At 53.8% G+C, this 24,775-nt stretch carries 22 protein-coding genes and 1 tRNA gene; 15 read left to right on the forward strand and 8 right to left on the reverse strand.

Going from position 1 to position 24,775, the window contains the following annotated elements; all coding sequences use genetic code 11:
* Positions 1-83: 83 nt before the first annotated feature.
* The 8 genes from G461_RS0103575 to G461_RS0103610 all read left to right on the forward strand — a co-directional run bounded on the left by G461_RS0103575 (position 84) and on the right by G461_RS0103610 (position 6,258).
* The gene (locus G461_RS0103575; protein ID WP_026970814.1) at positions 84-848 is read left to right on the forward strand and encodes a substrate-binding periplasmic protein; all 765 of its coding nucleotides are present in this window, start codon (positions 84-86) and stop codon (positions 846-848) included.
* Positions 849-897: 49 nt separating this feature from the next.
* Positions 898-1,320 carry a VOC family protein gene (locus G461_RS0103580; RefSeq protein ID WP_026970815.1) on the forward strand — a complete coding sequence of 141 codons (423 nt, stop codon included), beginning with the start codon at positions 898-900 and terminating at the stop codon, positions 1,318-1,320.
* 268 nt (positions 1,321-1,588) lie between these two features.
* Complete coding sequence (locus G461_RS0103585; protein WP_026970816.1) at positions 1,589-2,245, forward strand: Qnr family pentapeptide repeat protein; 657 nt, start codon at positions 1,589-1,591, stop codon at positions 2,243-2,245.
* A 242-nt stretch (positions 2,246-2,487) separates the two neighbouring features.
* Positions 2,488-2,919, forward strand: coding sequence for a YbhB/YbcL family Raf kinase inhibitor-like protein (locus tag G461_RS0103590; protein WP_245587145.1), 432 nt, complete (start codon positions 2,488-2,490; stop codon positions 2,917-2,919).
* A gap of 84 nt (positions 2,920-3,003) precedes the next feature.
* Positions 3,004-3,780: a helix-turn-helix transcriptional regulator gene (locus tag G461_RS0103595; protein ID WP_026970818.1), complete on the forward strand. Its 777-nt coding sequence runs from the start codon at positions 3,004-3,006 to the stop codon at positions 3,778-3,780.
* Between the two features lie 203 nt (positions 3,781-3,983).
* Positions 3,984-4,274: a putative quinol monooxygenase gene (locus G461_RS0103600; protein ID WP_026970819.1), complete on the forward strand. Its 291-nt coding sequence runs from the start codon at positions 3,984-3,986 to the stop codon at positions 4,272-4,274.
* Positions 4,275-4,310: 36 nt separating this feature from the next.
* Positions 4,311-5,393 (forward strand): L-dopachrome tautomerase-related protein, encoded by a 1,083-nt coding sequence (locus tag G461_RS0103605; RefSeq protein ID WP_035479213.1) that lies wholly within the window; start codon positions 4,311-4,313, stop codon positions 5,391-5,393.
* Positions 5,394-5,478: 85 nt separating this feature from the next.
* Positions 5,479-6,258, forward strand: coding sequence for a glycine betaine ABC transporter substrate-binding protein (locus G461_RS0103610; protein ID WP_026970821.1), 780 nt, complete (start codon positions 5,479-5,481; stop codon positions 6,256-6,258).
* Between the two features lie 75 nt (positions 6,259-6,333).
* Here the strand turns inward: G461_RS0103610 and G461_RS0103615 are convergent, their stop codons facing one another.
* Positions 6,334-7,587: a LamG domain-containing protein gene (locus G461_RS0103615; RefSeq protein WP_026970822.1), complete on the reverse strand. Its 1,254-nt coding sequence runs from the start codon at positions 7,585-7,587 to the stop codon at positions 6,334-6,336.
* Positions 7,588-7,878: 291 nt separating this feature from the next.
* Between G461_RS0103615 and G461_RS0103620 the strand changes: the two genes are divergently transcribed.
* The gene (locus G461_RS0103620) at positions 7,879-8,535 is read left to right on the forward strand and encodes a nitroreductase family protein (RefSeq protein WP_026970823.1); all 657 of its coding nucleotides are present in this window, start codon (positions 7,879-7,881) and stop codon (positions 8,533-8,535) included.
* Positions 8,536-8,592: 57 nt separating this feature from the next.
* Here G461_RS0103620 and G461_RS0103625 read toward each other — a convergent pair whose 3' ends face one another.
* On the reverse strand, positions 8,593-9,531 hold the full coding sequence (locus G461_RS0103625; protein ID WP_026970824.1) for a LysR family transcriptional regulator: 939 nt from the start codon (positions 9,529-9,531) through the stop codon (positions 8,593-8,595).
* Positions 9,532-9,634: 103 nt separating this feature from the next.
* On the opposite strand from G461_RS0103625, the gene G461_RS0103630 reads away from it, so the two are divergent.
* On the forward strand, positions 9,635-10,663 hold the full coding sequence (locus G461_RS0103630) for a B12-binding domain-containing radical SAM protein (protein WP_026970825.1): 1,029 nt from the start codon (positions 9,635-9,637) through the stop codon (positions 10,661-10,663).
* Positions 10,664-10,686: 23 nt separating this feature from the next.
* Positions 10,687-11,238, forward strand: a complete 552-nt coding sequence (locus G461_RS0103635) for a DUF1349 domain-containing protein (protein ID WP_026970826.1) — start codon at positions 10,687-10,689, stop codon at positions 11,236-11,238.
* A gap of 65 nt (positions 11,239-11,303) precedes the next feature.
* On the opposite strand, the gene G461_RS0103640 is transcribed toward G461_RS0103635, so the two are convergent.
* From G461_RS0103640 to rtcR, 4 genes are all read right to left on the reverse strand, one after another.
* Entirely contained in the window at positions 11,304-13,217 is a 1,914-nt protein-coding gene (locus G461_RS0103640; RefSeq protein ID WP_026970827.1) for a hypothetical protein, read from the reverse strand.
* Positions 13,218-14,035: 818 nt separating this feature from the next.
* Positions 14,036-15,826 carry a hypothetical protein gene (locus G461_RS0103645; protein WP_026970828.1) on the reverse strand — a complete coding sequence of 597 codons (1,791 nt, stop codon included), beginning with the start codon at positions 15,824-15,826 and terminating at the stop codon, positions 14,036-14,038.
* A 229-nt stretch (positions 15,827-16,055) separates the two neighbouring features.
* The gene (locus G461_RS25365; protein WP_157360224.1) at positions 16,056-17,477 is read right to left on the reverse strand and encodes a hypothetical protein; all 1,422 of its coding nucleotides are present in this window, start codon (positions 17,475-17,477) and stop codon (positions 16,056-16,058) included.
* 218 nt (positions 17,478-17,695) lie between these two features.
* The gene (gene rtcR, locus G461_RS0103655) at positions 17,696-19,288 is read right to left on the reverse strand and encodes an RNA repair transcriptional activator RtcR (protein WP_026970829.1); all 1,593 of its coding nucleotides are present in this window, start codon (positions 19,286-19,288) and stop codon (positions 17,696-17,698) included.
* 316 nt (positions 19,289-19,604) lie between these two features.
* Between rtcR and G461_RS0103660 the strand changes: the two genes are divergently transcribed.
* The 4 genes from G461_RS0103660 (at position 19,605) to rtcA (ending at position 23,471) form a co-directional block, all read left to right on the forward strand.
* A tRNA-Arg gene (locus G461_RS0103660) sits at positions 19,605-19,671 on the forward strand.
* 163 nt (positions 19,672-19,834) lie between these two features.
* Positions 19,835-20,989: a slipin family protein gene (locus G461_RS0103665; RefSeq protein ID WP_026970830.1), complete on the forward strand. Its 1,155-nt coding sequence runs from the start codon at positions 19,835-19,837 to the stop codon at positions 20,987-20,989.
* Between the two features lie 107 nt (positions 20,990-21,096).
* Complete coding sequence (locus G461_RS0103670; protein ID WP_026970831.1) at positions 21,097-22,335, forward strand: RtcB family protein; 1,239 nt, start codon at positions 21,097-21,099, stop codon at positions 22,333-22,335.
* A gap of 47 nt (positions 22,336-22,382) precedes the next feature.
* Complete coding sequence (rtcA, locus tag G461_RS0103675; protein ID WP_051333349.1) at positions 22,383-23,471, forward strand: RNA 3'-terminal phosphate cyclase; 1,089 nt, start codon at positions 22,383-22,385, stop codon at positions 23,469-23,471.
* Between the two features lie 486 nt (positions 23,472-23,957).
* Here rtcA and G461_RS0103685 read toward each other — a convergent pair whose 3' ends face one another.
* On the reverse strand, positions 23,958-24,284 hold the full coding sequence (locus G461_RS0103685; protein WP_026970834.1) for a hypothetical protein: 327 nt from the start codon (positions 24,282-24,284) through the stop codon (positions 23,958-23,960).
* 87 nt (positions 24,285-24,371) lie between these two features.
* Positions 24,372-24,767, reverse strand: coding sequence for a hypothetical protein (locus G461_RS0103690; protein ID WP_026970835.1), 396 nt, complete (start codon positions 24,765-24,767; stop codon positions 24,372-24,374).
* Positions 24,768-24,775: the final 8 nt, after the last annotated feature.

A 24,775-nucleotide genomic window follows, 5' to 3' on the forward strand; every position in this document is an offset into this window, starting at 1 on the left:
TTTGCACCTTCGCCAGCTTGCTGGCGTAGCAAACTGTTGGAGCTGTTCTACATTAGTGAATGATGATTACAAAGGAGTCAGCGATGGGCGGTTTGGCAATTCGGCGAGTACTGAGCATAGGCGGCTTGGTCATATTGCTAGCCTGCGCTGCGCCTGTGTTTGCTCACTCCCACACGCCTGAGCCCTCGGTAACATTGGTATTGTCAACTCACCAACCCATCGATTCGCCTTATTCTCAGTGGCTGAGCAAGGTCTACCGCGAGCTGTTTGCACGGATCGGTATGAATGTAGAAGTGCGCTATGTTCCTGCGGCTCGCTCTACCGTCTACGCCCACACCGGAGAGATAGACGGGCAGGTAGGTCGGGTTAGTAGCTATCAAGACCGTAGTCACCAGCTGCAAGTACCCGAAGCGATCTATCCTCTGGAAATGATCGCCTTCGTGCGAAAGCCTTGGCCCTATCCACCCCTTGAGGGTTGGGACAGCTTGGCCGGCAAACAACTTAGGATTGAATACATGCGAGGCGCTTCCTTGCCACAGCGACGCCTGCAAGAACGCATCGCTGCGCAACATCTCAGTGCTGTGACATCAGTAAAGCAAGGCCTGAGCAAACTAAAGGCTGGCCGGAGCGATGTGTTTGTGGCATCCATGCTGTCGGCGTGGCCATTTGTTAACTCCAGCGAATTCAACGAAGATATCGTCGCCGCAGGGGTACTGGAGCGTGACGCAATCTATCCCTACTTGGACGCCCGCCATCATGCCTTGGCTCCAAGCTTGGTTAAGGCCTTGCAAGCGATGAAACGTGAAGGGTTGATTGAAGCCTTACGCGTACAAGCCTACTCACAGTAATCCTCGGCAACGCGGGGCACGGCACGCAAACAATCGACAGGGAAAAGCCATGAAACAAGCCATCATCCACATCGCTTTGGTGGTCAACGACTACGACGAAGCGTTGAATTTCTATGTAGGTAAACTCAACTTCGAGCTTATCGAAGATAGTTACCAAAGCGAGCAGGATAAGCGCTGGGTGGTGGTATCGCCACCGGGCTCCAACGGGGTTACCCTGCTACTCGCCAAGGCCTCGAAACCTGAGCAATACCCATTCATCGGTAACCAAGCCGGCGGCCGGGTGTTTTTGTTTCTTAACACCGATGACTTTTGGCGCGACTACCAGCGAATGCAGGAATTGGGTATCACCTTTATCCGCCCACCCAAAGAGCAGGACTACGGCACGGTGGCGGTGTTTGAAGACTTGTATGGCAACCGCTGGGATCTGTTGCAGCTCAATCCAGCCCATCCCTTATCTACACGCGGAATCTAGCCACTCTACCCTTGCAAGGTGTAATCCCCCTGACGAGATAATGATGGACAGGGGCGACCAGCTCACTGTGTCACGCATTCTGCTCTGCAAGTTTTTTCATTGCGGCCGCGTGCCATAAGCAACAGCAAATGCTCTTAGAGCGCCGTTTTGGTGCCTTAAAATGCCGATTCAAGCGCTCTTTAAAGTTATGATTTTAAAGGATTTTATTTTAGTGTTTTGACAAACCTTCGGTGATAGGCTTGCGTCAAATCAGTTGCAAAGGCAGAAGATGCATACCACTAACCACACCTATCACCAGCAAGATTTCACACGCCATGATTTGAGTCGATTAACCTTCAAACAGTGCACTTTTATCCGCTGTGACTTTCGCCGGGCCAACCTGCGAGAGACCAACTTTATCAACTGTCACTTTATTGAAGCGGGGGATGTCGAGGGCTGTCATTTCGGCGTTGCCGATATGCGTGAAGCCAGCTTTCAGGGTTGTCGCTTGGCCATGGCGAATTTTAGCAACGCTAACTGCTACGGTGTCGAGTTCCGAGAATGCGACCTTAAAGGCGCGAACTTCAGCCGAGCTAACTTTGCCAATCAGGTAAGCAACCGCATGTACTTTTGCTCAGCATTCATTACTGGCTGCAACCTCTCCTACGTAAACATGGAACGAGTGTGTCTGGAGAAGTGCGAGTTGTTTGAGAATCGTTGGATTGGCGCTCATCTGGCGGGGGCGTCGTTGAAGGACTCCGACCTAAGCAGAAGCCTATTCTCAGAAGAGGTTTGGGGCCAGTTTAGTTTGCAAGGCGCAAACCTCTGCCACGCCGAACTCAATGGCCTGGATCCGCGAAAGGTGGATACCTCAGGTGTGAAGATCGCCGCCTGGCAACAAGAACAGTTGCTGGAGACTTTAGGCATTGTGGTTTTTCCCGATTAAGGAGCACTAGCCTAAAAGTATCAATAATATCGACTTTCCAACCAAGTTTGATACTACTTGTAAGGATGGCACCGTAACGCCCGCGCTAACCTAAAGCTCCTACTCACGAAAGGAGCGTTACTATGAGCATCTATCATCGAGCAATCAGCCGTTTGCTGCCGCCACTGTTACTGTCTTCACTAGTGTTACAACCAGCCGATGCTTTGGAGCTAAGCAGCCAGGACATTAGTGAAGGACAAGCCATGGGCAAGGCCCACGAGTTCAATGGCTTTGGCTGCAGCGGCGAAAACCTGTCCCCGCAGCTTAGTTGGAGCGATGTTCCACAAGGCACCAAGAGCTTTGCCATCACCGTGTATGACCCCGATGCGCCAACAGGCAGCGGTTGGTGGCATTGGAGTGTGGTGGATATTCCCGCCGATACCCAAGCGCTGAAGCGTGGCGAGTCGCCCCTTGCCCATGGCGCAAAAGCGATCCGCAATGACTATGGCACCACTGACTTCGGCGGTGCCTGCCCGCCCGAGGGCCATGGCATGCATCGCTACGCCTTCACGATTTGGGCCCTTCCCACTGAGTCGCTATCTTTGCCAGAGGCGCCCAGCGCTGCGCTAGTCGGTTACATGCTTAACGCCACCGCGCTAGACAGTGCCACCTTAACGGCCACTTATCACCGCTAAGCACGTATCTATAGGAAACACTGACCTTTTAACGACGAGATCTGGTTAAATGGTCGGAAGCATAAACAAAGGCAGGGGGAGCATATGCAACAGGCATTTCGTATCGATTACTACGTGGGGAAGCGCCCCCAACGACTGAGTAACGTTACGCTAGTCTCTCCCAGCCTGTTGTGGGTCACCACCGGCAGCAAGCGCTTGTTCTGGAAAGAAGACACACTCGATTTAAACGCGAGCAAGTTGCTGCTGTTATCGGGCCGTACCCGCCTCACCTTTGAAAATCTGCCGGAGCAGTATCGCTTTCAGTCCTGCCAAATCAGCTTGTTTGAGCCACCCGATGAGCAGCAACTGCGCTACAGCCAACATACCCAGCCCAGCTCTGGCCCATGGATAACGCTCACTCCACCACTTGTCCAAACCTTGGAACTGCTAAAAACCCTCAAGCTGTCCGCACTTAGCTTGCAGGTTCAGAGCTACTGGCTAAAGGCGCTCTATCAGCAACTGGCCGAACAAGGTGTGCTGCATTGGTTGTTTCCGGAGTCTCAAAGCTCAACCAGCCAAGCCCTCGCCGAGTACTTCTCGATTGCCCCCGGTCAGCCGCACAGTCTATTAGATGCCTGTCAGCACTTTGGCCTGAGCCGGGCAACGCTGCTGCGCCGCTTGCATCAAGAGAACACCCGTTTCCGGGATATCCTCAGCGACGTCAGAATGAGCTACGCCATCTACCTGATGCAGCAAGGAGAGCGCAAACTGATCGATTTAGCACTGCGTTGTGGCTACCAATCGCCACAGCGCTTCTCACAACGCTTTGAAAAACAGTTCGGTGTTTCTGTCTCTCGCTATATGGCGACGCTGCCCAACTAGCTGGCACTGCTAATCCTTTTTTTGAAAGCACATCCTCACTAGCACAATCTCGCCAAGTTTTATCAAATTTCAATTGATAGTAATTGAAATTTTACCCTGTTTAAGCATGGGTAATTGCTGACTACTATTACTCCCACTTAAGCGGCTTGCAGCAGCGAGCCAACACACAAGCAAAGCTAACCAAGAGTAAAGAGGAACACACCATGTCAAAGCTAACTATCGTTGCCAACATCATCGCTAAAGCCGACCAGATTGAACTGGTAAAAGCAGAGCTACTGAAGCTTATCGATATCACCCGCGCTGAAGAAGGTTGCATCAACTACGACCTGCATCAGGACAACGAGAACCCAGCACACTTTATGTTCTACGAGAACTGGACCTCGCGCGAGCTGTGGCAAACCCACATGGCTAACCAACACCTGGCCGACTACATGGCTGCCACCGAAGGCGCAGTAGACACCTTCACCCTGAACGAAATGACTCACATCGCCTAAGCGCGACTTCGTTAAATAGCTGAAGAGAGAATCACCATGAACAAGTTCAAAACCGTACTGGCGCTGACTAGCGCACTGGTAACCAGCAACGTGTTGGCAGCCGACATCGAAGTTGTGGCAGAGCTAAACGGCACTCGCCCCGGCAACCTGACCGTGACCGAGCAGGGCCGCACCTTCCTGTCGATGCAGCCGCTAGACGGGCCAGAATACCGGGTGGTGGAGCTACTACAAGATGGCTCAACCCGCCCCTACCCAACCCAAGATTGGGCCAATGGCCCGGAGCTGGGCGAGGTTGGCTTGTCGTCGGTGATTGGTATCGACAGCACCGATGATGGCGTGGTGTGGATCCTCGATATGGGCGGTGAAGGCGCGCCGGCGCAAATCATCGCCTGGGACAGCGTTAACGAGCAACTGCACAAACGCATCGAGATCAGCGCCGATGTGATGGTAGCCAACTCGTTCTTGCAAGATTTTGCCTTAGATACTGAGCGTAACCAGATGTATATCGCCGACACCAGTCTAGGCAACCTGTTTGGCGACCCCGCCCCTGCTTTTGTGGTGGTGGACCTTGAAACCGGCAAAGCGCGCCGCGTGCTGCAATCGCACACCGCACTATTATCGCCACTGCACGAGGTGGAGATCGATGGCTCGCTGATGGCCGCTAAACGCGAAGATGGCAGCTCCGATGCGCTGTACCTGGGCCTCAACCCCATCACCATCGACGCGGCAAACCAGTGGGTATACTTTGGCACCGTTAACGGCAGCGCCATTTACCGTGTTCCCGCCGAAGCACTGGCCGATGCCACTATGGCAGAGCCTGCACTGGCTGACAGCATCGAGTTCTTCAGTGAAAAGCGCCCCAGCGACGGTATGATCATCTCTGATAGCGGTGACATCTATGTGGGCGACGTTGAAAAGAACGCCCTCGGCATGGCGAACAGCGATGGCTACAAAGTGATTGCCCAAGACGACAAGCTACTGTCGTGGGCCGATGGCTTCTCCATCCAAGGCGGTTATCTGTACATCACCCAGAACTCACTGCACCTAAACCCAGCGCTGAACGAGGGTGAAGAAGGCGCCAGCAAGCCCTTCCATGTACTGCGCATCAAGATTGACTAACAGCGTCAGCCAAGCGTATCTCGCGGCGAGCCAGCAAGCTCGCCGCGGCTATTTTCAGCCATAACCATCATCCAGCGAGTCGAACATGTCGAATACAATCACCCTAGGGGTCACCGACCTCTCTTTTCACCGCGTTACCGCATCCTTGGTCAGCCATGTTCTGTCTGATATGGGCTTCGAAGTAGAGCGAGTTTACTCCCCCCACCAAGAGAACTTTGCCAAGCTCAAAGCCGGGCACATCGACCTGCTGAGCTCGGCTTGGCTCCCCTCCAGCCATGGCGTGTACAAAGCCGATGTCGAACAGGCCGAGTCGCTGCTTGAGCTGGGGCTACACTACCAGCCCTATGCACTGTGGGGCGTGCCAGATTACGTACCAGAAGATGCCGTATCTAACGTTGCGGATCTGCTCAAGCCCGAGGTCATCGCCAAGATGAAGCCAGATATTCAAGGCATTAACCCCGGCGCAGGCATAACCCGTTTCTCGATTAAGATGATGGATGAATACGGCCTGAATGACGCCGGTTACCGCTTCCACCCGGGGACCGAAGAGGCCTGTTTCAGCGCGTTCGAGCAGGCGGTGGCCAATAAGCAATGGCTGATTGTACCGCTGTGGAAGCCGCAGTTTTTGCACCACAAATACCGTATTCGCGAGCTTACCGAGCCCAAAGGCTTGCTGGGAATCGTCGACCGCGCGGTATTGCTGATGCGAGAGTCGCAAGCCTCGCGCTTTAGCGATGCACAGCTTAAAACCCTCGACGCACTGCGATTCGACAACGAGATCATCGCCATGCTCGATTATCAGGTATGCCGGGAAGGCCAACCGCTAGACAGCGTGACCCGACGCTGGTTGGATGAAAACGCCTAAGCGTCCCCGCCGTAAAGCCGAAAAAGCCAGTATCCGTTGATACTGGCTTTTGCTGTTGGGTAAGGCTGAAGGTGGTTAGCCGGCAACTGGCTTGTAGGTACGGATCCAATCAACCAGCATGGTGTTCTTATTCGGATCTTCCAGATCCGCATCAGTCGGATCGTTGGTCCACCAGCTTTGCAGCTCCATGTTGATGATGATGTCTGCGGCTTTGTTGAAGCCCTGACCGTTTTGGTAGTCGTAAGGGTCAATCACCGATACGCTCGAGGCCTCGCTGGCACCTTTTAGCTGGGCAAAATCGAACTCATCGCCAGCATCCGAGGTGGCGTGGATGGCCACCGCCTGATAGCCCCATTCATCGTTGTGGATATCGTTGTTTTCATCGACCGTGGGGTAACTGTAGGTCCATACGCCATTACGCTTAGTGGCGAAGGCCTTGTTGTAGAGTACCCGTACCAACTCGCCATCGACGTAGTATTCAAAGTGATACGGGTTTACCCAGTATGCACCTACCTGGATGTACTGGCGGTCACCGCCGTTCCAGTTGTGCTCACCCCAGCTGCTAAACGCGCCGGTGTCGCCCACCTTACTGCTGTCTTCCCACCAACTATTAAAGTCACGCGGTTGGTAGTCGGTAAACGGGTCGCGGATAAACGAGTGGTGGCTCAGGTGTAAGAACTTCGAAAAGTAGGTATTGCCGTTATCAGCGCCGGCGTAGGCTTCCAGAATGTCGATCTCTTGGGTGTCATCGGGAGTCAGCAGCCATACCGCTGAAGCCAGCGATAGGTTCGCCAAACTAACGCTGGCCTCAACAAACACCGGGTACTGCACGCTGCCATTGGAGGCGATACAGCCCGCAAACACGCCACCCAGCTCGCGGCCTTGTTTAGGATCTTCCGGGTTGCGTGAGTTAACTAGGGTCAGTTTGCCATCGGCCACCGACACATGGTCTTCACGCCAGTAGGTTGCACCGGGGCCATCCCATTCGTGGTGGTAGAAGTTGTACCACTGGTTGCGCTCACCAAAGTCTGAGCGGTTGCTGGTCGCATCAAAGGTGTAATTAAAGTGGTCGGTAAACTCAGGTTGCTCAACCCAGGTTGCGCCCTCTCCCGCATTGGCCGGGATCGGCAGGTTGGCCACATCGGCAGGGTCCAAGCCTTCGGCGGCATAGCCAAGGCGAGAATAGCTGGTCAACTCGGTGCGGCTATCCGGGTCGGCAGGTGGCACGGCAACACCGCCTTGCGCACCTCCATCACCACCGCTGCTGCTACTTGAGCCACAGCCAAACAAGCAAAGCGTTAGAACAGATAAGGCAAAAGTTTTCTTCATGATTTCCTCAATTCTCAGGCGCTAAATTCCGCCAATAGCTTGGATTTACTGACAAAAAACTATATTAGCCTGCGAATCTTGGATTGCCCGATGAATTACTCGAAGTTGTGAACCAAAACAACATATAGGTTAACCTTTAACCATTTCGGGTAACTGCGCCGTCATTTACTGGCCTGCGCACAAGGCACAATTATCAATAACAGTTTGAGAATATTTCAATCTCACAGCGGTTTATCCCCGTCCAGCAGCGACTAAAATCGTCCCTGTATTCACCCAGCTTAGGAGCTCGCCATGACCCATCCGATTATCCAAGACCTGCAACAGCGCTATACCGCTAAACGCTACGATGCCAGCAAACGCATCCCGCAAGACGAGCTGGAAGTGATCTACGAAGCGCTACGCTTGTCGGCCTCGTCCATTAACTCGCAGCCTTGGAAGTTTATTGTGATTGAGAGCGAGCAAGCCAAACAGCGGATGGATGCTACCTTTGCCAACAAGCACCAGTTCAACCAGCCCCATGTGATGGCTGCATCGCACATCATCCTGTTTGCCCATAACCCGGCCTACACCCGTGATGATTACGCCAAGGTGGTGGATAAAGGTATCGCCGATGGCCGCACCAAGCCGGAGAACCGCGAAGCAGCATTTGGCGGCTTCGCCTTTGCCGAGCTAAACACCGACGCCAACGGCAACACCGAAGCCTGGACCAAGGCACAAACCTATATCGCGCTGGGCAACACCCTGCACACCCTTACGCGCCTGAACATCGACTCCACCACCATGGAAGGGGTCGACAGTGAGCTGATTGGCGAGGTGTTTGCTGAAGAGCTGGGCGGCTATAAGTGCGAAGTGGCGCTGGCGCTGGGCTACCATCACCAGACCGAAGACTATAACGCTACCCTGCCAAAATCGCGCCTAAGCCGCGAACAGGTGATCACTATCCTGTAGTGCTGGCACTTTTTAGTAACACTGCACTGCGCTGAGTTGGGTCGGCGCGGTGTGTTACTAGCGCTGAAAGACCTGCTCATCTAAAAATCCTTCTTCCACCAAGCGACTCAGTAACTGCTTGGTTTGCTCGGTAAAGTAGTCGCGCAGCAAGCGGAAGGTCGGGGTGATTGACTGGCGACTTGGGCAGACCAGCCATAGCTCGGTCGAGGTAGGTTTAAATTCGGGCAATACGCTCACCAGCCGCCCGGTCAGCAAATCGTCCGCCATATCCAGGCAGGATTTCACTGCAAAGCCGTGCCCTGCCACGCACCAGCGGCGCACTAAGTCGCCATCGTTGGAGGCGCGGTTACCTTTCAGTTTGACCTTAAAGCTCTGATACCCTTGGCTAAAACGCCACTCATCCTGCACGATATCGCTCAGCTGATAGAACAAGCCGTTGTGTTGCTTTAACTCCTCTGGGTGGCTGGGGCTGCCATGCTCAGCCAAGTACTCAGGCGCGGCGCACAGCAGCCGTGGCACATTGCAGATCTTAAAGCCGTACATACTGGCATCGGTGGGCGAACCATAACGCAGCGCCATATCCACCGCATCCCGGTAAAAATCGATGTTGCTGTCGCTGATGTTCGAGCGCAGCTCCACCTCGGGGTGGTCGCGCAGAAAATCATCCAGCCACGGCGTGACCACATTGCGCCCTAAATCGGAGGAGAGTGCGATCCGCACCTCGCCGCCCAAAGCATCCAGCCCCTCCTGCACGTTCAGCTTGGCCGACTCCAGCAGCTGCAACGCCTGTTGGCACTGCGGCAAGTAGCGCTCGCCAGCAGGCGATAGCCGTAGCTGGCGAGTGGTACGGATGAACAGCTCAACCCCCACCGCTTTCTCGACGCGCTTCAGTGCCGCGCTGGCGGTGGCCATTTGCATATCAAGGCTATTGGCTGCGGCGGTGATACTGCGAAACTCGGCCACTTTGAGCACCACTTGCAGGTCATTGAGGAGCATATCATTCAACCCAAAATTGAGAATGTATCGATCACTATAGTGTTTTTCATTTAGCTAGCAAGGCGTAGCATGCGCTCATTCAATTCCACACACAGGTACTGCTATGAACCAGCTTCAGTTCCAACAAGGGCCCATTCGCCCTCCTTCGGAAGCCGACAGCTTGCTGATCCGCACCACCCAAGGCTGCCCATGGAATAAATGCAGCTTCTGCACCTTGTTTGAGGGAATGGACTTCTCGATTCGCCCGGTTGAGGATATCAAGCGCGATATCTGGGCTGCCAAGGCCTTTTACAAAGACCGCGTGTTCACCAACTGCTTCTTGCAAGATGGCGACTCCTTTGCCATGGACACCGCCGATCTGTTGGAGGTGCTTAGCACCCTAAAGCAAGCCTTTCCCGAGCTCAACCAGATCAGCTCCTACGGCCGCGCCCAAACCATGAGCAAGAAGTCGCCCGAAGAGATGAAGGCGATCTGTGATGCGGGCCTGAACATGCTTTACTGCGGCATGGAGTCCGGCGCCATTGAGGTGCTCAAAAAGATGAAAAAGGGCATCACCCCCAAGTCGATCCTCAAGTCGGCCGAGTACGCCAAGCAGGCGGGCATGAAGATGATGACCTTTATCATTATCGGGCTGGGTGGCAAAGAGCTGTCCGAGCAGCATGTCAGCGAAACGGCTGCGCTGCTTAACCAGATCAACCCCGAAGAGTTCCGGGTACTGACACTGGCGGTTAAACCCGGCACCGAGCTCGATGAGATGGTTCAGCAAGGCACCTTTACGCCGCTGAGCGAGGTAGAGATGGTCGCCGAACAGCAAGCGCTGATTAGCCAACTAAGCGGCATCGACAGCCACTATGGCAACTACCACTCGATTAACCTGCTCACCGAGTTAAACGGCCAACTACCACAGGATAAGAGCCGCTTCTTAGCGACCACCGAGCGCTTCTTGTCGATGCCGCCGAGCGAGCAGCACAACTTTATCTTGGGGCGACGCATCCACTACTACGGCAAGCTCGATGATATGCGCAATCAACTCTACGTTGACGCTATCGAACGCGAGCTGGCTAAGCTTGCCGACCACAGCACTGAGCAACTGGAGCAGGTGTTCTATCAACTGCGCCAGCGAATGATCTAAGGCTATTTGAGGAACCAACAATCATGATCGATATCATGCACTGGCAGCTACTGAACGAGCGCCCCGCCCACTGGCAACTTGATGAGCAAACGCTGAGCGTACAGGTCTCGCAGGGAAATATCTGGGGTTATGGCAATGCGCCGGTCAACAACCTGTTTCTGTTGCCAATAGAAAGTGAAGAAATTGCGGCACAGGTTACCGTTGAACTCACGCCCCAACGCTCCTATGAGCAAGCCGGTGTTGCCTTGTATTGGGATGACAACAACTACATCAAGATAAGCAAAGAGATGTTTAATGGCCGCTTGTCGTTAGTATTTGTAGTCGAAGCTGCGGGCCGACCTTCCATCGAGGGCATTACCGACTTTAACGATTCGGCGGTTAGATTAAGCATTACCAAACAAGGCAGTGAAGTGAGCGTACACTACAGCCCAACCACCGAGCAACACAACGCAGAGTGGCAAACATTGGGGAAAACCCAAAGCTTAGCGGGTAAGCCCCAAGGCGTGATGCTTTACACCTTTGGCGGCTCCGGTCGTGGAGATAACACGGCGCAGTTTTCTGAGTTTGCTTACTAAACGGAAGCGGGCACCTCTTGGGTGCCCGCTGTTAGCTGTTAGCTGTTAGCTGTTAGCTGAGTTTACTAACGAATATCCGCACTAAACTCGAAGGTTTGCAGCGTCGCCGTTGTCACAAACCCGCCCTTGTCTGGGAAGGTTACGCTGATCTGGTTGTCCTCTTTTAGCAGCGCATTGGGTACTGGGATCTCCAACATGCTAAAGAACTGCGGGCGCTTCTTCTGCATATCGCCAGCGAAGTTCTCAGGTACCGCGATTTCAGTGCCATTCACTGTAACCACGGGCTGCTTAGAGCGGCGATGCTTACGTCCAAAGCTTAAGCGCAATACCGCCTCGCCAAACTCATTGGTTTTCACATCCGAGATCTGGAAGTTAATCGGCGCGTTCTTTTTAATCTCGTGCAGGTAGCTGTCGGCGTAGTACTTGCGTTCGATGGCGCGCTCGTTGGTCTCCAGCGGCTGCTTGTAGCTGTACTCAATCACCACGGTGCCTTCCGCGCCGATGGTGATGCTCTCAGGCAGGTCACTATGCTCGCTAACGGTAAGGGTTGGCTCCCAGTTAGCAAAGTGCAGGTGCTTGAGGGTTACGCCGGCCAGTTGCGACTGCGGCGTGTTCGCCATATTCACCGAGACCTCGGCATCTTCATCAATCAGGTTGCTGATAATCACGTAGGCCTTCTCGCCATCCACGTAGCTATCTACCAACAGGTCGGCATTGTCAGAGCGCGTATCAACGCGGGTGCCGTTTACCTCAGACCACAGCTGGTAGAACTTGATGATGTGCGAGAATACGTAGTGATCGCCCTCTTCACCGCCTTTCTCGTCAGCATGACGCATCAGTCGCCATGGGTAGTTACGGCCGCCGTCACCGCTCCATTCCGCTTTCATTAGGCTAAATGGAATGGCTTTAACGATTTGATCAGGCTTGGCCATAAACTGCAGCATCATCGGGCTGAATGACTTCATGGTCTGCCAGTCGTTGCGCGCCGACCATACTCGTTGCTCGGTCTTATGGTCGCGTCCACCGTACTCCGAGATAAGCAGCGGCTTGATCTCACCGAGCTTGAGCATCTGGTATTGTTCCATCATATCCAAGGTGGCTTCGATTCGGCCGCCGCGGAAGTTGGCCACACCACGATCCCTGTTGAGGTAACCAAAGTCGTAAAAGTGGACCGAGAAGAAGTCCATGTACTCGGCGCTGGTGTCGATAAACAGCTTCATCCGCTCGTTCCAGTGCGCAAACTTCTTGTCATCGAACCATGGGAAGGCAGTGGTGTAGCCACCAATCATCACATCATCGTTATGCTTGCGGATCGCCTCAGCTACTTCGTTGTGGAATACAAACACATCAAGCGGGTCGCCGCCGTGGGTATCCACCACTTCCCATAGTGGCTCGTTCAACACTTCCAGATATTTCGGACGCGGATGACCTTGAGTGGGGTCTTGGCCCTCGTCGCGATAGAACTCGTTAAGGAAACGGCCCATGTACTCGCCAATGGCATCGGTGTTTTTAAAGGTCCAGCCGTCTTTGCCGGTGTGATTGCCCAGCCATAGCTGGTTCATCTGCCCACCCACCATCACATGGAAGCGGTCTTCATATTTGTGCTGGTAGGCCTTGTCTTTGCCGTAGTCCTCCAGGCGCTGCTGTTTGCCCAGCTCGGCAATGCTGTTGGGATCCGCGTAGCCGGGACGATTAGGGTCTTGGTCGACCAGGGTTGCCCACCAAGGAAGCGAGCCGTTGTCGCGGCCAAAATAGGCATCCATGTCATTGAACAGATAGTCGAGCTTGTCTTCGTCACCATCCCAGTCGGTGGTGGCCGACATCGAGTGAACAGTAATGTACTTGCTGCGGTCAAACTCTGAGATACCGCCTACGCTATGCTCTACGTTCACATCCACAAAGACTTGGGAGCTTGCGTGCGCATAGCCAGACATTAGTACAACATTCGCTAGAAGCAGCGACTGCGTAAGGTGTTTCATATTACCAACTCCAATAGTTATCACTATACCCGAACAACCCCAAGATGCTTGTTCAGCGAGATTTTCCAGTTCCTCAGACAAGGCACTGATCCGCCGATCTAGTGGTCTAAATCAAGGAGCAGTAACGCAGTATGAGGGGCTGGAAAACTCGCCCTTCGGGAGGAACTCAATGCCCATAGTTCTTCGTTGAAAACACTCGAAATGAGCCATCATTCCTTCGCATTTTCGCCTCGCCCTAAGGACATTGAGTTCCTCTGAATCCTGCATCTTGAGGTTGCTCGGGTATACGTATCGATTGCACACATCAAGACCAAACCAAAACCCCAAGCAAAGCGCTGGGCTTTAGCCTCCTCTCCTCAGTCTTGATGAAGTAAATAAACTCAGCGGTATGTCTCGATACCGATGGATGAACCAGACCCACATAGCGTTGGTAAATATGTTTTAGGTGCCGTATGGCTTATTTGAATGGGTCGAACTGTTTGTAGTTACAAGTGTGAAGCAATAAGGTCGGTGAAAGTGCGGCGATACCTCCTTGGTAATCGGGTAAAGTGAACTAAACGGGCTTGCTCACTGCAAGCACAGGTCAAACTAGTCGATTAGCGAACGCACTGTAAATCGCTGTGGAACCCATCCGTGAGGGTAGTCACAAAAGTTTTTGCGGGGCGAACCCAGAACAAAATATCGCGAGCACAACGCTACTCGCGATATCTAACTTAATAAAAAACATCATTAATATCATGGAGATATATTTGATGCTTAAAGGTCGACTGTTAACCGGCTAACCAACGCTGCTTGCTAACACTACCAACAGCTGCTGGCTAGCGACGTCGCAGCAGCAACGTGCTCACAGCTACACCCGCCACCATCAGCAACAGCAAACCTGCATGCAGCACAATGGCCAGTCGATGCGGCCCTTGCAGCGAGCTATCGAGCCAGATCTCCTCACCTTGCTCTGTGGCATGGATGGCAGTGACAATGCCCGCCCTTGGTAGCTGGGCGTAGGCTTGCATCCCGCCCTCCAGCCTCACAAAAAACGCGTGTAGCTTGGCAATAAGTGGCTGACTATACTCGGCTAGCTGTTGCTCCTCGAACAGGTAGTCTGATTTATAGCGCGGGTTAAGGTAGTCGCTGCTACGCTCGCCTGATGTTGCATCAACCCACACCCGCCCCGGTGCGACACTCTGCTCTCGCCACTCGGCGTAGATTCGGCGGCTGATGTTTTTGCTTAGCCCGCGCATTAAGCGTTCCAAGCGGCCATCGCGCTCTTCAACCGCCAAGTGTAAGGGCTCATTGGGGCCTTTAAAGGCCAGCATCCGCGCACTTAGCGGCTCGCTAATCTGCATATCTTCTGGGCGGTAATCGGGACATACGTAGGGGTAGTCGTCCAGCTTGTCTTTGATTGCCAGACGATACTCTCGCTCGCAGTTATCCTGCCATTTCTCGAACTCGCTGATTTGCAGCTTGAACACGGTTTTCGGGTCGAGTTCGCGCCACAGCTCGAGTAGATAGAGCTGGTAGAGCCTGCAGTACTCATCGCAGATCGGCGCAAAGGCTTGCAAGGCACGCGCATTGTCGGCCAAGCGCAGGCGGTTATAGGCGATATGCTCCAGCTCGCGCGCCTCGCGGCTCCACTGCGGGTGGCGGGTTAGGCGCTGGTCGCTGATTAGCGCCTTATCCACAAACAGATTTAAGCCCTGATGCTCCAGCCATTGCCAAGAGGGCACCTGCGTGAAGCGCCCGCTGGCAAGCTTCTCGCTAAGCGGCTCGGCAAAGCGTTGGCAATAATGGTTGTCGTTTATCAGGCAGTTAACCGGGCCAGTGAAACTCACCTGCTGGCCAACCGCTACCGGCACGTTCTGCCAGTCATCATCGGCGCCCAACTCAATCGCCGGACGAAGGTAGGACAAACTCACGGGCCTCAGTTCCTGCCAGGACAGCGTGTTAGCCAGCACCGCCGCGCCCGCGGCAAACCCTAGCGCCCAGCTCGCGCGAGAGAAACTGCGTGCATTCAGCTTCGGTGCTGGCCGTTGCCGCTGATTGACCGATAGCAACAGTCCGCTTCGCAGGTCGCACACCACCGAGCAAAGCTGGCCCTCATTGAAGAAGTCGCCGGCATCTGCTGCCAGCACCATGCTAAACACCGCCTCATCACCAAGCGGGCGTAGCTGCAGGCGCAGGTTTCGTCCTTTGTGCTCCACCTGTGTCAGGCTCATCTCAAGCTCACCAAGGCGGCGTTTGGCTATCCGCCACTTGCGCCATTGACTCGCCGCCAGTTGCAGCAAACCACACACGGCAAAGCTTGCCAGCAGTTTTGCACTGGCATGGCCCAGCAGCAACGCCGGCACGGAGGTATCGAGATAAGCCAGGATGTATCTGGAAAAATAAAATACGGCTGCGAGCAGAAACAGCAAGCCACGTAGGCGCCATGGCTGAAGGTCTTGCAGTAGCTGTTGCTCCTCAGCCGTAGGCTCACGTGTGAGAGTCACAACTGGCTTGAGATAGCGCCCACAACGGCGACGTTGACGCAGCACGATAATGCTGCGACCAAGCCAACGCAAAGCGGCAAGCAGCCACAACAGTGCTAAGGCATGTAAGAACAAGATTGGCATACGTAGTACCGGCAGAAAATGGAGGAATATACCTAGCTACAGCGCGGCTTTCACCTCAATCATTTCCATCGCCAATATCATGCTTTTGTAAACCTCAAATACACGGCGTTTTGATTAGTAGTGATTGATTACTACAGCTATTTAACGGACATCGGAACATGCATATATCTTGAAAATCGCGTACAAAAAAGCCCGCAGGAATACCCGCGGGCTTTGCCTGAATAAGTGATTAGTGGCAGGCTTCTTCAGAGAACTCAGGATAGGCCGGGTCTATCGCACAAAGCCGCACGTAAGTGCCATCTGGATTGGTGATCACCTTCTCGCCATAGCCGTCCTGATTACGGGTTGTTCGAATGGCCTGCTCACCTTCTTGTTCATGGAGCGTTTTTAGCCACCAAGCAGGCGAGTAATCGAAGTCATCATTGTCATACCAACCGATATTCCAGCTCTCAATCTCCGCTTTGATTGCCGGAAAGTCGGACATCTCTAGGTTAATCAACGAAGAGAAGGTCTCGTAGTGTGCAATAAGAAAGTCTTGGTTGTTTCGGTCTCGATAGGCCAGCTCAGTATGGGTCTCAGATACATCAAACTCCTCATACACACAATCCTCTGGCGTTGCCACTGGCATTGGTGCGGTGGCGCGGTAATAACGGGTAAAGTCGCGATCGACCTCATCCCAGACCGTCTCCACATTCACTTCGCGCTCGCAGTAATAACCCGACGAAAACTGGTAGCTCAGTGTCGTACCGTATTGATGCATCGCGCCGTTAGGGTCTTGCTCAACGCCGGTACTGCGCCCCGTGCGATAGTAAAGCTGCTGCTCTTCGCCGAAGTCAGCGCTGTACAAGGTGGTTAGCGCGAAGGTGTCATGAGTTTTGGCAGAAGAGGCTTTGGCATAACCGCCAGTCAACATCCAGTCATAACCATAGTCGTTGTAGTGCTCATAACCGGGAACACCCGAGATATACATGTAGCGGTAGGCCCACACGTTGTAGTCATCCGCAATCAGGTCTGCGCGTTCGCGAAAGCTTCGCTGGTAGCCTTGAACGATCTTCATGGCTAACTCATGGGCTTCTTGGTCGCCACTTGCGATAAAGTCACCGTAGATCTGATCTTGACTCAGGTTGTACATCTGGCCTAAGTCATAGGTGGACTTATCAAGGGCTTCGAGCAGCTTCTTGTGCAGCTCGGTACTGTTTTTAATACCGCTACAACCGACCTTAAAGTAGTCATCTGGCAGGCTTACCGTCATGGCATCCCACGCTAAGCTGGTTAGCGGTGTGATATGGCTGTCATGGTCCACATCGGCCATAACCGGCGGCAGCACCAAGCGATAGGCTTCCTCGACTACGCCCAGATCTTCATCAATCGCGCCCACGGGCACATCCACAATGATTGGCACATAGTTTAAGCAAACCTGATCGTTGTCGGTTAGCTCCAAGTAGTACTCGCCAGCGTCGGTGCTAACCGCGCGTGGCTCATTGGCATCCATTACACCATTGTTATTGAGATCTAAAAACACAGTCGCGCCAGACACGTAACCGTCGATTACTTTGCCGCTGAGCGCACCGGTGATTTCTTGGCTTCCGCCGCTTGAAGAGCCACAACCAGCGAGAAGGAGGGGAAGAACTAGAGGGGTGTACTTGATCACTACATTTTCCTTGTAAAACATCTTTAGCGCCGAAGCTTGAAACATCGCTCCGATAAAACTTCAGCAGATCCTTTACTTTGCATGATCCAACAAATAAGTTGTTGAAATACATCAACCAAAGAAGAATAAAAACAACCCATAATCACAAGTAACGATATTTTTCCCTGAAACCAGCGCAACTGACAAAATTATCTCCAACCTACTCTCCACTGCCCCGTTTAACCGGCAATATCCCCCCAACTCAGGCCAAACTTGGCCAAGTATTTTTGCAGGCGGCTGGAGTCATTCACCTTGGCCTTGCTCTCGCGGCTTACGTTAAACAGCTCTCGCCCAGCTGCGGCCATCGACTTATGCCGCTCACATACCGACAGCACATAATCGAGCTGATGGGCGTCAAACTCATCGAGTTGGGCGATGTGCGATGGCTCAACGAAGCGATGCAGGCAGGCGAAGCTATCCTCTTCGCGCTGCCAAAGCTGCAGTAAACGGGCAACCTCCTCACTCACATCCTTGGTGGTGATACGCGATGAGTCAGCCAAGGTACACAGCCGGGTCACCGCCGCCCCTAAGTCGCGGAAATTACCGCTCCACAGCGCTTGTGGCGACTGGGCAAAGCGCTCAAAGGCTTGGCGCGCTTCTTTGTTGAACTGCACCTGCTGCTCGCTGGCGGTGGTGAAACGCGCCAGCTCGTAATCGATGTTTGGTGGAACATCCTCCAGCCGCTGGCGCAGCGCCGGCAGCTGATAGGTCCACAGGTTGATCCGCGCCAGTAGGTCTTCGCGGAACTTGCCCTCGGCAATCAGTTGCTTGAGGTTGCGGTTGGTGCCAGCAATCAGCTGAAAGTCGCTGTGCACCGTGCTGTCGCTGCCCACCGGGTGGAAACGCTTGTTCTCGATGGCGTGCAGCAGCATCGCTTGCTCTTCAATACCCAACTCGCCGATTTCATCGAGAAACAACACCCCGTTATTGGCGGTGCGCAAGAAGCCATCGCGAGCCCTTTGCGCCCCGGTAAACGCCCCTTTGGTATGGCCAAACAGCGCCGCCATGGCGTTCTCGCCACGTAAGGTGGCACAGTTCACTGCCACAAACTCACCGTCCACCATAGCGCGGCGTTTTTTAAGCTGATAGATGCGGGAAGCCAGCTGGGATTTACCCGCCCCGGTTGGCCCGGTGAGCAGAATAGGCTCACGCGAGCGGATCGCCACCTTCTCTATCTGGCTAATCAGCTGGTTAAACTGCGCATTGCGGGTCTGAATACCGCCTTTCAGGAAGTCCTTACCCTCCAAATGCTCCTTGTCGAAGCGCTTGGCTAGCTGATCGTACTTGGATAGGTCGAGGTCGATGATCTGCACTCGCCCCACCGAGCGATTGCTGTTATGGGTGTCGGGCGAGGTTTGAATCAAGCGGCCGGGATAATGGCGACTCTCGGTAAGCAGGAAGGCACAGATCTGCGCAACGTGAGTACCGGTGGTGATATGGAACAGGTAGTCGTTGTGGTCAGTATCAAAGTGTTGCTGGGCGCACCAGTCATAGAGCTTGGCGTAGACCTCCTCAAAGTCCCAGGGGTTTACAAAGTTCACCGCATGCAGGATGACCTTAGTCTCCGGCGACACTGAGTTGATATCGTAGGAGACGGTGGTCGCCAGGTTCTGCCGATGGTTGTCGTGCAGCAGATGCAACTCGTCGATCACCAGATCCTCCTGGCTACACAGGCCGACGTTAGGTCGCCATTTATTCCAGCGGTCGATGGTCTTGCCACCAAAATCTAACTGGGTACCCAGTAAGCTCAGAGCGATGGTTCGCTTCGCCATAGACATATCCATATAGATAAATACCTATCCATTAGGATTTCATCTACTGACTAAAAAGTCCACACCGCACAACTTAGCCAACTCGACACATTTAAATTTATCCATTAATAAACAGCAGCTTACAGATTTATTAAGCGCCATTTTCCCGCTTTGGCACATTGATTGACTAGCTAATAGTGTGATGCAAGGCTGTGACTCTAGCTCACCCCGGTACGCTGAGCCCTGCGACTGCGTATGCCGATCACACCGTTTAAGCCTATGGACGGGCATCAGAGATCGTTCTGACGATTGGGTTCGATTCCCAACTTAAACCCCTGGATAGCTCAGTTTGGTTAGAGCAGCGAACTCCTAATTCGTGTGTCGCGGGTTCAACTCCCGCTCCAAAAACAATCAACAGCAACACAGCTGGCAACGTTAACAACCGCTGTCGGTCAGTAGAAGCGAGGTACCGCCGGGTAGCAAGTAGGATGCTCCCTATCCGGCCCAGCCGCTCTTCCCTGCCCCTCACGTTTGCAACCTTGTTGGCCCCAATATGGAGAGAACACCATGTTTTCAAAAAAGATCACGGTCGCCGATAACCAACGCGTTGTGGTACTCAACGACCAAAAATTTCACAAGGTGCTGAGCGCGGGCACTCACAAGCTGTGGGATCCGCTCGGCTACCTAAGCTTTGTCACCTTCGATATCAACAATATGTTCTTGGAGTCGGAGAACCAGCAGCGTCAGTTCCACAAACACCCGGAGCTGGCCGAGCACATTCAACACTGGACCATCGCCAGTGATGAGGTGGGCCTGCTCTACTTCAACGAGATGCTGTGGGGCATTATCGCGCCTAGCGAGCAGGTTTACCTGTGGAAAGACGCCGGTAACTCGCGCCTGGAGCACGTCAACATTGCCCAAAACATCGAGCTGGCAAACTCGCTCCTGCAGCAAGTGAACAAGTCGGATATGAACTCGGCCACCCACTTGGTGCGCAGCCCGGGTCGCGCCGCTGTTAAGCCTGTCGCCGAAGTGATGGTGGATAAGCAGCACAAGGGCCTGCTGTACATCGACAACCAGTTCATTAAAGAGCTCGAGCCCGGTCCTTACGGCTTTTGGCAGTTGAATCAGCGGGTAGAGGTGAAGATCTACGACCTGCGCAACCAGCTGCTGGAGATCGGCGGTCAGGAGATCCTGAGCAAGGACCGCGTGAGCCTGCGCATTAACCTGAGCGCGAACATTCGTGTGACGGACGCCCAGCTCGCGGCCAACAAGGTCGATAAGGTGGACGACTTCGTCTACAAAAGCCTGCAGCTAGCTCTGCGTGAAGCGGTGGGCACCAAAACGCTGGACGAGCTGTTGGTGGATAAGCTCTACATCAACGACACCGTGAAGGAGCTGGCACAACAGTCGCTGGCGGCGGTGGGCGTAGCGCTGGAGAGCGTGGGTGTGAAAGACATCATCCTGCCCGGCGAGATGAAGGCCATCCTCAACCAAGTGGTGGAAGCGCAAAAAGCCGCCGAGGCCAATGTAATTAAACGCCGTGAGGAAACCGCCGCCACGCGCAGCCTGCACAACACCGCCAAGGTAATGGAGAACAACCCCACCCTGCTGCGGCTAAAAGAGCTGGAAGCGCTGGAGAAGGTCGCCGAAAAAGTCGGTAACCTAAACGTCTACGGTGGCCTGGAAGGTCTGATGAACAGCGCGGTGAAACTCGCTTAGCATCACTAACACCACAATAGGGGCTGATATCTGTCAGCCCTATTCGCCGCGACACCGATACGCATCAAAAAGAAAGAACAAACAACAAGAAAAACAGGAACAACAGCATGTGTAACAACCACCATTACCAGCTTATCGAAGCGGCAGGCAAGGCACCGATTAAAGCCTGGACCAAGGGCGTGCCCTTCGATGAGAAAGCCCAGCAGCAACTCGCTAACATCGCCGCCATGCCGCAGGTTCACTCGCATATCGCGGTGATGCCCGATGTGCATCTGGGTAAAGGCGCCACCATTGGCAGTGTGATCCCCTCGGTGGAAGCGATTATTCCCGCCGCCGTGGGCGTGGACATTGGCTGTGGCATGGTCGCTACCAAAACCTCGCTCAAGGCCGCCGATCTGCCCGATAACCTCTTCGGTGTACGCAGCGCCTTTGAGGCCGCCGTGCCCCATGGGCGTACTTCGGGCCGTGCAGGGCGCTCCAAGCGCGATAACGGCGCTTGGGGCGAGATCCCCAACTACGTGGGTGCCGAGTGGCTTAAGCTACAGGGCCGCTTTGAGCGGATCTGCGACAAACACCCAGTGCTACGCAAGACCAACAACGTCAGCCATCTTGGCACACTGGGCACCGGCAACCACTTTCTGGAGCTGTGCCTCGATGAGCACGATGCGGTGTGGATCATGCTGCACTCGGGTAGCCGCGGTGTCGGCAACCGCATCGGAACCTACTTTATCGAGCTGGCCAAAAAGGAGATGGAACGCCACCAAATCCAGCTACCGGATCAGGATCTCGCGTACCTCAGCGAAGGCAGCGACTACTTCAACGACTACGTGGAAGCGGTGGAATGGGCCCAGGACTTCGCCGCCAAAAACCGCGAGATCATGATGCTCAACGCCATCGCCGCGCTCAAGGCCGAGCTGGGCGTTAACTTCAGCACCACCGAGCTGGCTGTGAACTGCCATCACAACTATGTGTCGCGCGAGCACCACTTCGGCAAAGACTGCTACGTCACCCGTAAGGGCGCAGTGCGGGCGCAAAAAGGCGAACTGGGGATTATTCCCGGCAGTATGGGCGCGCGCTCGTTTATCGTGCGCGGGCTGGGCAACCCCGACAGCTTCAATAGCTGCAGCCATGGCGCCGGGCGAGTAATGTCGCGCACTCAGGCCAAGAAGGCCTTTAACGTGCAAGACCAAATCGCCGCCACCCAAGGGGTGGAGTGTCGCACCGACGAAGGGGTGATCGATGAAATCCCCCACGCCTACAAGGATATCGACGCGGTGATGGCCGCCCAGCAAGACCTGGTAGAAGTGGTGCACACCCTAAAACAAGTGGTGTGCGTAAAGGGCTAAGCCCGCTAGCTAAAACAACTAAGCCAAATAAAGATAGCGAGAACGCAATGCAAGCAACTCAAGCTGCTCAAGCAACACAGGGAACACAAGCAACACGCGAAAAAGTGCTTATCGATGGTGCCATGGGCGAAGGCGGCGGTCAGGTGCTGCGCTCTGCCCTTACCTTGGCAATGCTCAAACAGCTAAGCGTGGAGATCGTCAACATCCGCGCCAAACGTAATAAGCCCGGCCTGCTGCGCCAGCACCTCACCTGCGTCAAGGCCGCGCAGCAGGTCTGCGGCGCAACGGTCGAGGGCGACCAGCTCGGCTCGCAGCGAGTGATCTTTACCCCCGGCAAGGTGACGGCTGGCAACTACCACTTCGCCATTGGCAGCGCAGGCAGCACCGCCTTGGTCTGCCAAACCGTATTGCCGGTGCTGGCGGTAGCCAAAGGCGAATCCAGCCTCAGCTTCGAGGGCGGCACCCACGCCAAGGCCGCCCCATCGCTCAGCTTTTTGCAAAACGCCTACTTCCCAGTCCTGCGGCTGATGGGCGTAGGTATCGAGCTCGCTATTGAGCGCCTTGGCTTCTACCCCGCCGGTGGTGGCCGCTGGTCGCTGAAGCTAACGCCAGCTAAAGCGCTGCGCCCGTTTCACCTAAGCGAGAACCCGATAAAACCGCTTAATCTGGCCAAACACCTCAGCATCACCGCGCTGGTCAGCCTGCTGCCACGAAGCATTGCCGAGCGAGAGGTCAGCAAAGCTAAAGCGCTGCTATCACTGCCAGAGCATCCAGCCACGGTTACCGATGTGGCCTCCCCCGGCCCGGGCAATATCCTGATGCTACAGGTCGACCAAGGCGGCTACTGCAACCAATTCGATATCACCGGCGAACCCGGCATCTCCGCCGAAAGCGTCGCCAAGCGTGCAGTAGGTCGCTTAAACAAGCTATTGCAATCGGGCGCGGCGGTAGAAGAACAACTGGCAGATCAACTACTACTGCCCATGGTGCTAGCAGGTGGCGGCAGCTTTACCACCACCAAGCCGTCGCTGCATACAACGACCAATGTTGAGGTGATTCGGGCCTTTGGTGGAGTGGCTGTGGATGTTACTGCGGCGGGTAAACAGCGGTGGAGAGTGAGTGTTGTTGGGGCTTAGAAGTGGCGGACTCGCCCCGCGGATTAACACCGCAAGCAAAGGCGCGCATTGGCGCGTCTAGCATGCAGGGCGGTTTCGCCTTGCTATAGCTTTACTTGTGGTGCTTGTTTTCATAGATGACCCTCAGGGGAGCTAAATACTGCAGCAAAACCAATACCGTAAGATTGATAACGACAGCAGCCCACCAAAATCCTCCTTGCTCCATCGCAGCGACAAGGAAACCAATAAAAACCACTAGCGCTAGGTACGTCAAAAACAGGCTGCGCTTTTTATGATTCAACACTGAATGACAATTCTGACACTCGATGCCAGTCGACGGCTTAAAGAACAGTTTATAGAGTGCCGGTAATTTAGTGCCACAAACCAAACAACTCATTCGTATCCTCTACGTCATAACGCCCTTAACATCGGAGAAAACATGTTGGTCATACCGGAGCTCTAAGCGAAACTGTCTACTAATTTGTATCCGTTTATCTGGCGCGGTTGCTATTTGCCAAATGACATAAAAAACAGCGGCAAAATGTTCACAAGAAAAAAAGCTCCAACAGTTAAAATCGTCGTGATGTTAACTCCCCAAAACAACGACTTTGGCACCATTGCCCGTATCGGATAAATAAAGCCAGATGCAGATACCCAAAAAGGAATTGAGAGCATAACAGACAATGCAACACCGATAAGGTATTCATGTCTCATCGGATTAGCATCTGTATCGAACAAGAAAGAGAGATAGAACTTCCCAGCAATACCAAAGAAAACCAATCCACCAGTTAATGCGAGAGCTGCAAGTACAATCCATATTTTGGGCTTTATCATAACTTTTCGAGTTGTCACGCAACGCTAAAAGCAGGTGCGCGCACTAGTTCAGCCCGCAGTACGATGCGGCCTCTGCTTGTTAGTGGTTTAGCCAACTTGTACCTCTTTGATATCAGGATGTTTTTCAAACAATTCTTTAAAGAACACAAAGCAAGCATCAGAAGTACTCATTTTGTTTTTACCAAAGAGCTTCTCTTTGAAGCTGCGATGCTTGACGACTTGGAACACCCACTCTAGTTCCACGGCCGGATCATCGCCTTGCTCATAGAGTGCGCATGCCCCAATGAGGTAATTGCTACCCTCATATTCCAACTCACTATACCAGCCCCAATCTTCTGCATCTGGTTCTGTGATAACTAGTTCATTAGCTAGCCCAGCTCTTAACCACTCCAAAAGCGATATCCCATAAACTGGATTTATTGGATTTTCTTTCTCCTCAGTAACATCAAAGAGGGACGTTCTGAAGTAAATGGATTCATTCATGACTATCC

This window comes from Aliagarivorans marinus DSM 23064, assembly GCF_000429485.1.
GTDB lineage: Bacteria > Pseudomonadota > Gammaproteobacteria > Enterobacterales > Celerinatantimonadaceae > Aliagarivorans > Aliagarivorans marinus.